The 10,548-nt window shown below is 37.4% G+C and carries 10 protein-coding genes; 8 read left to right on the top strand and 2 right to left on the bottom strand.

Annotated elements, in window-relative coordinates:
* The first annotated feature begins 215 nt into the window (after positions 1-215).
* The 5 genes from yjbM to ABDZ53_RS02695 are packed head-to-tail and all read left to right on the top strand — an operon-like array spanning position 216 to position 3,812.
* Positions 216-857 carry a GTP diphosphokinase gene (gene yjbM, locus ABDZ53_RS02715; RefSeq protein ID WP_343753732.1) on the top strand — a complete coding sequence of 214 codons (642 nt, stop codon included), beginning with the start codon at positions 216-218 and terminating at the stop codon, positions 855-857.
* A 5-nt stretch (positions 858-862) separates the two neighbouring features.
* Entirely contained in the window at positions 863-1,663 is an 801-nt protein-coding gene (locus ABDZ53_RS02710) for an NAD kinase (RefSeq protein ID WP_343753730.1), read from the top strand.
* Positions 1,664-2,563, top strand: coding sequence for an RluA family pseudouridine synthase (locus ABDZ53_RS02705; RefSeq protein WP_343753729.1), 900 nt, complete (start codon positions 1,664-1,666; stop codon positions 2,561-2,563). It begins immediately after the preceding gene.
* Positions 2,564-2,566: 3 nt separating this feature from the next.
* On the top strand, positions 2,567-3,553 hold the full coding sequence (locus ABDZ53_RS02700; protein WP_343753728.1) for a ComEC/Rec2 family competence protein: 987 nt from the start codon (positions 2,567-2,569) through the stop codon (positions 3,551-3,553).
* Position 3,554: 1 nt separating this feature from the next.
* Positions 3,555-3,812, top strand: a complete 258-nt coding sequence (locus ABDZ53_RS02695; RefSeq protein ID WP_343753727.1) for a DUF3006 domain-containing protein — start codon at positions 3,555-3,557, stop codon at positions 3,810-3,812.
* Positions 3,813-3,814: 2 nt separating this feature from the next.
* Here ABDZ53_RS02695 and ABDZ53_RS02690 read toward each other — a convergent pair whose 3' ends face one another.
* Complete coding sequence (locus ABDZ53_RS02690) at positions 3,815-4,249, bottom strand: GNAT family N-acetyltransferase (RefSeq protein ID WP_343753725.1); 435 nt, start codon at positions 4,247-4,249, stop codon at positions 3,815-3,817.
* A 141-nt stretch (positions 4,250-4,390) separates the two neighbouring features.
* On the opposite strand from ABDZ53_RS02690, the gene ABDZ53_RS02685 reads away from it, so the two are divergent.
* The 3 genes from ABDZ53_RS02685 (at position 4,391) to ABDZ53_RS02675 (ending at position 7,982) form a co-directional block, all read left to right on the top strand.
* A complete protein-coding gene (locus ABDZ53_RS02685) occupies positions 4,391-5,515 on the top strand; it encodes an AI-2E family transporter (protein WP_343753723.1) in 1,125 nt (374 codons plus the stop codon).
* A gap of 20 nt (positions 5,516-5,535) precedes the next feature.
* Positions 5,536-7,128, top strand: a complete 1,593-nt coding sequence (locus tag ABDZ53_RS02680) for a peptide chain release factor 3 (protein ID WP_343753721.1) — start codon at positions 5,536-5,538, stop codon at positions 7,126-7,128.
* A 236-nt stretch (positions 7,129-7,364) separates the two neighbouring features.
* A complete protein-coding gene (locus ABDZ53_RS02675; RefSeq protein WP_343753719.1) occupies positions 7,365-7,982 on the top strand; it encodes a cell wall hydrolase in 618 nt (205 codons plus the stop codon).
* Positions 7,983-8,051: 69 nt separating this feature from the next.
* Here ABDZ53_RS02675 and ABDZ53_RS02670 read toward each other — a convergent pair whose 3' ends face one another.
* Positions 8,052-10,289: an ATP-dependent Clp protease ATP-binding subunit gene (locus ABDZ53_RS02670; RefSeq protein WP_343753717.1), complete on the bottom strand. Its 2,238-nt coding sequence runs from the start codon at positions 10,287-10,289 to the stop codon at positions 8,052-8,054.
* Positions 10,290-10,548: the final 259 nt, after the last annotated feature.

The raw sequence follows: 10,548 nt of genomic DNA, 5'->3' as shown, positions 1-10,548 counted from the left end.
ATAATGGCAATAAACGCTAAAAGAGCCATCAAACACCAACACAATCAGGAAAAAGTGATGGCATAAAGAGAAGTCCCTCTTTTATTTTTTAAAACTGTATACTTTTGAGCATTTCAAGTTGATTAAGTGCTTAAAATTATGGGGTTTTGACACCATAATCATGTTATAATACTAACAAGAACAGCGCCTAAAAAAAAGCAAAGAAGGTTGAAGGTATGGATAGAAATTGGGAAAACTTCCTGCTTCCTTATAAACAGACTGTAGATGAATTAAAAGTCAAACTAAGAGGTCTAAGGTCGATGTATCATTTAAGAAAAGAACATGGCCCGATTGAATTCGTTACCGGAAGAGTGAAACCAGTTAACAGTATACTTGTCAAATCTCAAACACGAAAAATACCATTAAATAAGCTCGAAACTGATATGGAAGATTTAGCCGGTATTCGAATAATGTGTCCTTTTGTTGAAGATATATTAGAGGTAGTAGAAATATTAAAAAACAGAAAAGACTTAAAAGTAGTTTTTGAAAAAGATTATATATCTAATGAAAAAGAGAGTGGGTATCGCTCTTATCATTTAATTTGTGAATACCCTGTCCAATTAATAGATGAAGAAAAAGTGGTACTGGTAGAGATTCAGATACGAACGTTAGCCATGAATTTTTGGGCTTCTATTGAACATTCTCTCAATTATAAGTATCAGGGGGAGTTTCCAAGTCATATAAAGACACGACTACAAAAAGCAGCAGAATCAGCTTTTCAGTTAGATGAAGAAATGTCCACCATTCGGGATGAAATTAAAGAGGTACGAAAGAATTACCGTTATTACAAAGAAGATTATGGAAACAGGGAGGGGTAAGTGACTTGAGATTAGCCATTGTACACAACTTTACAGAAGAGTCAAAGAGTGTAGCTAAAAAACTCTATTCACTTCTTGAAGAAGCTCAATTCGACATAGTCACTCATCGTCCTGAAATCATCATTTCTGTAGGAGGAGATGGCACACTTCTGTCTGCTTTTCACCGATATGCTCACTTGTTGGATAAAGTGCGTTTTATAGGTGTACATACAGGACATTTAGGCTTCTATACTGACTGGCGAGAATTTAATATTGAGGAATTAGTGACAAGTCTCAAAAATGATAATGGGGAATATGTGGAATACCCCTTACTTGATGTCGAAGTCATCTATACAAATAAGAAGGAAACCACTCATTTTTTGGCATTGAACGAATCTTCCATTAAACGAGTGGATGGTACCCTAGTATGCGATGTGCACATCAGAGACGAGCAGTTTGAACGATTTAGAGGAGATGGATTAAACATATCTACTCCAACCGGTTCGACCGGGTACAATAAATCAATTGGCGGGGCTGTCCTGCATCCACGATTAGAAGCTCTTCAATTAACGGAGATCGCCTCGTTAAATAATCGGGTTTTTCGTACATTAAGTTCTCCTATGGTCATTGCTCCAGATGAGTGGATTAAGATTAAACCGATTGATACAGACAATTTTATATTATCTATTGATCAATTAGTATCGACAGAAAAGCATGTCGATTATTTACGTTTTCAGATAGCTAAGGAAAGAATTAGGTTTGCCAGATACCAGCATACCCATTTTTGGGATAGAGTGAAGGATGCCTTTTTAGAACAGGGAGATTAAATGGAATTTGAATGGACAGTAACGGATACTAAATATAAAACAGTGAAATATTTTCTTAAGGAAAAAGGAATCTCTAAAAGACTACTCGCGAAATTAAAGTTTCAAGGTGGCGAGATTAAAGTGAATGGGGAAGATTCTAGGGTGAGACGAACGCTCGAAAAAAACGATCGTGTCAGTGTTACCCTCCCAAAAGAAGAAGGGAATATACATTTAGAAGTTTCTCACGAACCATTGAACATACTTTATGAAGATGAGCATTTTTTGTTTGTCAACAAACCAGCTGGGATAGCGTCAGTGCCTTCTCCAGAACGTAGAAATCATACTATTTCTAATAGAGTAAAAGGATACATCCTTTCTAAAGGATACTTACACCAGACCATTCACGTGGTCAACCGATTAGATAGGGATACTTCCGGCGTCATTATTTTTGCTAAACATACTTTAGCTCACTCCTATCTGGATCGTTTATTAAGACGGAATGAATTAGAGAGGGAGTATTTAGTGTATGTTGAAGGGAAAGTGGAAAAGGACCATGGTCTGATTAATGAGCCGATAGGAAGAGAAAAAGGGTCAATTATTAAACGAACAGTAGACAGCGGGGGAAAACCGTCTCTAACAGAATACTGGGTGAAAGAACGGTTTAAACGGGCAACCGAACTTCAAGTGATATTACATACAGGTCGAACACATCAAATTCGCGTGCATTTTCATTATCTAGGCCATGCCTTGATTGGGGAAAGTCTGTATAAAGAAGTTAAACACCCTCCTTTAATCAGTAGACAAGCTCTACACTGCCAGAAAGTTCAATTTATTCATCCGTTTTCCCACACTCCTGTTGTTATTGAAGCCCCCTTGCCAGAAGATTTAAGAGGCTTGAGAAATCAGCTGTTGGAGGAATAACGAGTGACTAGAAAACGTAATAGAAGAAAGAATACGAAGGCCTATTCATTACCAAAAATTTTAATATTAATAGGTCTTGCTTTTTTATTAGGAATAGCCGCTGAGAGAAGTGGTTACTCATTAGATGCCATTGAGTCTCATATAGATGAGATATACCATAGAATCCATCAATGGACGCACAGAACATTCTCATCCGGAGTAGACGATGAGCAGAATGGTGAGGTGATTGTCTTTGATGTGGGTCAAGGATCTTCAACTTTGTTAAAGTCTGGAGATGGCTCAACGATACTAATTGATACAGGTAGACATAATGATTCCAGTAATCAGATAATCCAGTATTTAAATGATGAAATAGGAGTCGGTGGAAAAATAGATTTACTTATTTTTACTCATAATCACGCTGATCATATTGGGAATGGAGATTTGGTTTTAGACTATTTTCAAGTAGACGAAGTGTGGATGAATGGAATGGATAGTGCTTCGCAAGTTTATAGCGATGTATTAGATGCTTTACTAGAGTCATCTGCAGAGTATGTCGAACCCAAAAGAGGAGATAGAAAAGAAGTAGGAAGTTTTATGGTTGAAGTCTTACACCCTATAGCCGATCAACCAGAGTCGAATCAAAATGACGAATCCATTGTCACACGCATACGTTTAGGGACGGTGTCCCTCATGCTAACAGGGGATAGTTCTACTTCAATAGAAAGGTCTCTCGTCGATTCACCCATGACCCAACTTCAGTCGGAGATACTTTTGCTTGGCCACCATGGTTCTGATACGAGTACAAGTGAAGAGTGGGTTGAAGCCGTTAGTCCTCATATAGCTATCTATCAAGCGTCGATCAATAACTCTTATGGTCACCCTCATCAAGAAGTTTTGGAGAGGTTAGATAGATACGGAATACCAGTATATGGAACGGACAAAGATGGAACGATTCGCGTTATGTTCAATGAAAAGGGAGAAATAGACGTTTTTACTGAGGTGGAATAAGATGTACGCTGTACTTGAAGAAATAGAAAATAATCTCGCAACACTTGTATTAGATACAAAAGACACACCCATTATTGTTCCTGTAACAGAATTGCCCCAACCCTATCAAAAGGGAGATGTTTTCGTAGTGGAAAAACGGGACCAACAATGGGTTGTTGTGTCTATTGATAGAGATGAAAAACAAAAGCGATTAAATGAGAATAAGAGCAAGCGAGAACGATTGCTTAAACGCTCACGTAGGAATGAGAGTGATTCATAAAATTAAAGAGTCTTTTCCATATGATGATGAGGGATATTGGCATCTAAAAATCCATCTCCATACACTGTAAAACCAGACTTTTCATAAAATGGAATGGCATGATCTTGAGAATCGAGTAATAACTTGCTGGCTTCGAACGTCTCTCGGGCGAGTCTTTCTATTTCTCTCAGCAAAAGCAAGCCTATTCCTTTATTTCTAAATTCTTTTAAAACAGCCACACGCTGAATTTTTATAAGTCCGTTTTCTTTCTCAATCAAACGAGCAGTGCAACAGGCCTGATTGTTGTCGTAACCCACGATGTGAAGAGCCTGGTCTTCTAAGTCATCAATTTCTAAAGACTCATCTACTTTTTGTTCTTGAACAAAAACCGTCTTTCGAATAGTTAAGGTGTCTTTATATATAGAGCTGGATAAGTCAGTTGTCGAGTCAAATTTCATAATACCCCTCTTTTCGTTAAAGTTATTCACATACTATAACAATTCTCTAAAAAACCGTCAACAGAATGTAAAATAATGTGTGTCCTATTAGATAAATCTCTATTATAATAAGATAGAGAGCTAAATGAAAGGAAAATGGCAGTGATAAATTGGAAAAATTCAAAGTTGATGTTTTGGACTGTATGGTTTTTAGTAGTCGCCATATTAATCTTTGTATTGCAACAGATAGACTTTATACTTAATCCTTTAGTAGGGATTTTGACAGCTCTATTTATGCCTCTATTAATAGCAGGTTTTTTGTATTATTTAATGAACCCTATTGTAAAGTTTTTAGAAAGAATTAAAGTGAAGCGAATTATAGCCATAGCGATTATGATGGTATTATTGATTGGGATAGTTGTTTTAGTTGTATTATTAGGCATTCCGATGTTAATTGAACAGACATCCAATTTAATTTCAGGGATACCGGATTTTATTAACATGCTTGAAACCTATGCTTTACGTGTAGCGGAAGAACCCTGGATGGAACAGGTGAATGTCGAATCCGTTTTAGCTAATTTCGAAATATGGTTAAGTAATATAACTGGTCGGTTTTTAGGCGCTATCGTATCAGGAGCGGGTAATGTCATTCAAACCTTTACAGATGTTGCCTTTATGGCCATAACTATTCCGGTTATATTATTTTATATGCTCTATGATGGAAGAAAATTTCTTCCTTTTGTCATTGATCACATGCCTTCAAAGTATAAATTGAATGTCAAAGAAATGCTTGTCCAAACCGATGCCACTATCTCCAGTTATATAAGTGGGAAAGGAATGGCCTCGCTCATTGTCGGTGTCTTGTTGTTTATACTCTACACGATTTCAGGCTTTTCTCCGGCTCTTCTCCTTTCTGTTTTTGCTGGGATAACCAATTTTATTCCTTATGTCGGTCCATTTATAGGGGCGGCACCTGCTGTTATAGTGGGGTTAATTGAGTCTCCTGCGAGAGGTCTACTGGCAGCGTTGTTTGTTTTAATAGTACAACAATTTGACAGTAATTTGTTTACTCCCTTTTTCGTGGGTAAATCTTTATCTATACACCCGTTGACTGTCATTCTTATTCTTCTAGCATCGGCGAATATAGCTGGATTAATAGGGATGCTGATTGGAGTGCCTGTGTTTGCAATTATTAAGACCATCACGTATTATATTGTGAGAATCATTAAAGAACAGAAAGAAGTTAAGAGAACAAACAGCTATACGAAAAATCAAATTGAAAACTAATAGATTAAGGAAGTTTTGTAGTGATAAATACATCAAAGAAAGAATTAAAAGACACAGTAGAAACAAGAAGAACATTTGCTATCATTTCTCACCCAGATGCTGGGAAAACAACAATCACTGAACAAATGCTGTTATTTGGTGGAGCCATTCGTCAAGCCGGGACGGTAAAAGCTAAAAAAACAGGGAAGTTTGCTAAATCAGATTGGATGGAAATCGAAAAGCAAAGAGGCATATCTGTTACCAGTTCTGTGATGCAGTTCGATTATCAAGGAAAACGAATCAATATTTTAGATACTCCCGGACACGAGGATTTCTCTGAAGACACATACCGAACGCTCATGGCAGTAGATGCAGCCGTCATGGTTGTAGATAGTTCAAAAGGGATTGAAGAACAAACAAAAAAACTGTTTAAGGTATGTCGCATGAGAGGGATACCTATCTTCACATTTATGAACAAGTTAGACAGAGATGGCAGAGAACCCCTCGACTTGATAGAAGAATTAGAAGAGGTGCTTGAAATCGACGCCTATCCAATGAACTGGCCCATTGGTTCTGGTAAAACACTATTAGGTCTTTACGATTTATACCATAATAGAATCGAAGCTTTTCGTCCCGAAGTGATTAACAAAGGAGAAAGATTTATCCCTTTAAATGAAGATGGAGAAATTGACGGAGACCATCCTATTAAAGAACAGAGTTTATACGATCAAGTGTTAGAAGAAGCGCTTTTGCTAAAAGAGGCTGGAAACGAATTTTCAGAAACAGCTATTTCTAATGGTGAGTTGACTCCGGTATTTTTCGGCTCTGCGTTAACAAACTTTGGCGTCCAAACATTTCTGGAAACATTTTTAAACTTTGCACCTGAACCATCAGCCCAAAAAACAGAAGATGACACCATGGTAGATCCGGCAGATTCTGACTTTTCAGGTTTCATCTTTAAAATTCAAGCAAACATGGATCCTAAGCATAGAGATAGAATTGCATTTCTAAGAATTTGCTCTGGACGCTTTGAAAGAGGGATCGATGTCACTCTATCCAGATTAGATAAAAAAATGCGCCTGTCTAACTCGACTCAGTTTATGGCTGAAAGCAGAGAATCCGTTACAGACGCTGTAGCTGGAGACATTATTGGTCTCTATGACACAGGGAACTTTCAAATTGGGGATACTATATACCAAGGGAAAGATAAAGTAACATTTAAACCACTGCCTCAGTTCACACCTGAACTCTTTATGCGAGTGGATCCCAAAAATGTCATGAAGCAGAAGTCCTTCCATAAAGGAATCAACCAATTGGTTCAAGAAGGGGCTATTCAGCTTTATAAAGCGTATCATACAGAAGACTATATTATTGGAGCTGTAGGTCAGCTACAGTTTGAAGTATTCGAACACAGAATGAAAAACGAATATAATTCTGAAGTGGTCATGACACCTCTAGGGAATAAAATTGCTAGATGGATTGACCCTGAACAATTAGATGAAAATATGGGATCCAGTCGGAATATGCTTGTGAGAGACCGTTTCGATAATCCGCTTTTCTTATTTGAAAACACATTTGCGATGAGATGGTTTAATGATAAATACCCTGATGTAGAATTAACAGCATTATTATAAAAAATAAAAGACTAGAGAGTAGGCCATAGGCTTTCTCTCTAGTCTTTTTTTACATAGAGACTACAAATCGATTACAGCAGAGCGTATTGTTTTTTAAAATGAATCAGATTCTATATAGTGAGAATAGGCTTGAAATAGGTAGTTTTTTAAATATATCTCTTTTAATGATAGACCTGAAGCAGCATGAAGAAAAGAGAGGTATGAGAATTTCTACTATATATTACAAGGAGGAAAAGATGAATTTTAAAAAGTTATTAATCATCTCGTTTATTTTAGGGGGCATCATATTTAGAACAGACTCTATCAAAGCTGAATCGTTGAGTCTGACCGATGTCTTTCAATCCTTAGGGATACTTTCAAATTACGAACCAAAAGGCATGTTAGATCTCGTCTATTTAGAATTAATAGAAGAAGAGAATTCGGTTGAAACAGTATTAGATGAACCAGTGGAGGAAGTAGCCGTTTCTACCTCAAAACGATCAGAAGATGAATCAGTAGACGCTGAAAAGCTTGATTTACTGGCACGAATCATTGAAGCAGAAGCGAAAGGAGAATCTTACGAAGGCAAATTAGCCGTTGGACAAGTGGTTTTGAATAGGGTAAAGCATAATCAGTTTCCTGACACGATATATGATGTAATTTATCAACCCCGTCAATTTGAACCTGTGATGAATGGAACCTTCTATAATGAAGCCACAGAAGAATCGATTCAAGCCGCTTATGAAGTCTTAAGGCAAGATGAACCCATTATAGACGCTTTATACTTTTACAATCCAACCATCGCAGCTAACCAAGACTGGTTTGATACGTTAGAATTTGTTGATGAAATTGGAAATCATGTCTTTCGAAGGTAATGTGGAAGATTGTATATAAAAGCAATAAAAAAGAGAAGTCATCGGAAAATGATGACTTCTCTTTTTTTGTTATTCTTTATTTTCTGATGGTTCGGATGTTTCATCTGTTTCTGTTGAATCGTCTCTGTCTTCTTCCCGAGTTATTTCAATTGTCCCATCCACTACAGTAGCCAGAATGTGTCCTGGATTAGGATTATTCAAGTAAAACTCAGCAATTTTATCTTCTAGCTGCTCTTCTATGACTCGACGAAGAGGGCGAGCACCCATTTTAGGATTATAACCGAGGTCAACTAACTTCTCTTTTGCAGACTGATCCACTTCCACGGTTATATTGTGATGTTTTAAAGCATCGTTGATATCTTCTAACATCAATTCAATAATATCTAACAGATTCTCTTTAGTTAAGGAATTGAATTCGACAATACCATCGAAGCGATTCAAGAACTCTGGTCTAAAGTAATCGTCTAGATGATTTAAGATGGAGTGCTGCTGGCCGCTGACTTGGGCACCGAAACCGACGCTGGACTCAACGTTTGTCGTACCGGCATTACTTGTCATAATGATGATGGTTTCTTTAAAGTTAACCGTTCTACCTTGGGCATCGGTTAAATGTCCGTCATCTAAAATCTGTAAGAACATATTCAGTACATCCGGATGAGCTTTTTCTACTTCATCGACTAATATGAGACTGTATGGGTTTCGTCTGACTTTTTCCGTTAACTGACCTGCTTCATCATAGCCAATGTATCCAGGAGGAGAACCAATCAGTTTAGACGTGCTGTGTTTTTCCATATATTCACTCATGTCAAGACGGACATAGGATTCTTTGCTTCCGAAAAGTTCTAAAGCCAGAGTCTTAGCTAATTCCGTTTTACCTACCCCAGTCGGTCCAACAAATAAGAAAGAACCAATCGGTCTGTTTTTCTGGCGTAAACCAATTCTATTTCGTCTAATGGCGCGTGCGACTTTGTCAACAGCATCATCTTGCCCAATGACGTGTTTTCGTAGAGATTTATCTAAATCTTTCAGTTGTTCTTGTTCTTTTTCTTTTAAGTCACCTACTGGAATACCTGTTTTGATTTCAACTATATTAATCATATCTTGCTCTGTAACAACGGGTTGTTCAGAGTTCGGTGTCTGTTGATTAATCATTTCTTTATATTTAGTGGTTTGATCACGGTAGTAGGCTGCTTTTTCATAATCCTCTTTGTCTAAAGCTTCTTGTTTTAATTTTTCCGCTTCTTCAATTTTTTCTTTTAAAGCATCTGGGTCAACAGTCTGAATAGTCAGATTCTTCTTAGAACCAGACTCATCTAATAAATCGATGGCCTTATCTGGTAAGAAACGGTCTTGAATATAGCGGTGAGACAGTTCAATAGCGCTTTTTATCGCTTCTTCTGTATAACGCACATGGTGGTAGTCTTCATATTGCTTTTGAATACCTTTCAAGATGGTATAGGTTTCTTCTGGAGTGGGCTCTTTCACTTTAACGGGCTGCAAGCGTCTTTCTAGAGCAGGATCTTTTTCTATTTTTCTGTACTCGTTCAGAGTCGTTGCACCTACCATTTGAAGTTCCCCGCGGGCTAATGCAGGTTTAAGAATATTTCCAGCATCCATACTGCTTCCTTCAGCAGAACCTGCTCCTACAATTTCATGTACCTCATCAATAAATAAGATAATATTTGGATTTTCTTTTAGCTCGTTCATTAGTTGTTGCATTCTCTCTTCGAATTGACCTCTGATTCCAGTTCCCTGGACTAACGAAGCAACATCTAAACGGATAACTTCTTTACTGAGTAATTTCTGTGGAACTTCACCATTAACTATTTTCTGAGCCAAACCTTCGACAATAGCCGTTTTACCCACACCTGCTTCACCGGTTAATACAGGATTGTTTTTAGTTCGTCTGTTTAAAATTTCAATAACCCGTTCTATTTCAGTATCTCTTCCAATAATAGGGTCGATTTTACCATCTTTTGCCATTTGATTTAAGTCAACCCCGTATTCACCGAGTAAACCGCCTCGATTTCCTCCTTGTCTAGGGGGGTGATTTCCACCTGTGAATCCTTGGTTAGGAGGGGTTTGACCTTGGTTATTAGGATTTCTGTCTTGTGAGAGGGCACGGAATAAATCATCAAACTGATTGAATCCAAAAGGATCTTGCCCTTGATTCATTCTGCCTTGTTGCTCTTGCAATCTGATTTCACGATAACACTTTTGGCATAAATCAATTTCTCTTCTTTTTCCATTTACACTGGTTGTTAGATGAATCGTTGCGTTTCTTTCCATACAACGTTGACATACCATAATATCATTCCTTCCTTTCAAAGATAGTCTAATATCATTATACCGGACATTTTATTAAAGGTCAGTTGATAAGGATTATGCTGGACATTCTTTTGACTAAAGAAGAGCTGATGTCTGACCAACACTGACCTTTACACTCACTATTATACTCTGACCTTTACTGACTTTCAAGTGTAAAATACTAAAATAGTCACTAGTGTTGCATTAAAGTTTTAACTATTCCATGCCATAAAAAAATCCTTTATAATGGGGGTGGATG

The organism is Alkalibacterium iburiense (assembly GCF_039521845.1).
Classification (GTDB): Bacteria; Bacillota; Bacilli; order Lactobacillales; family Carnobacteriaceae_A; genus Alkalibacterium; species Alkalibacterium iburiense.
The sequence above is the reverse complement of the archived record's forward strand: the minus strand, read 5'-3'. Positions and strand labels throughout refer to the sequence as shown.

Bases quoted from the DNA above. Each gene is read 5' to 3' on its own strand.
- ABDZ53_RS02675 (WP_343753719.1), top strand. From the start codon at position 7,365: ATGAATTTTAAAAAGTTATTAATCATCTCGTTTATTTTAGGGGGCATC.
- ABDZ53_RS02670 (WP_343753717.1), bottom strand. From the start codon at position 10,289: ATGGTATGTCAACGTTGTATGGAAAGAAACGCAACGATTCATCTAACA.
- ABDZ53_RS02695 (WP_343753727.1), top strand. From the start codon at position 3,555: ATGTACGCTGTACTTGAAGAAATAGAAAATAATCTCGCAACACTTGTA.
- ABDZ53_RS02690 (WP_343753725.1), bottom strand. From the start codon at position 4,249: ATGAAATTTGACTCGACAACTGACTTATCCAGCTCTATATATAAAGAC.
- yjbM (WP_343753732.1), top strand. From the start codon at position 216: ATGGATAGAAATTGGGAAAACTTCCTGCTTCCTTATAAACAGACTGTA.
- ABDZ53_RS02705 (WP_343753729.1), top strand. From the start codon at position 1,664: ATGGAATTTGAATGGACAGTAACGGATACTAAATATAAAACAGTGAAA.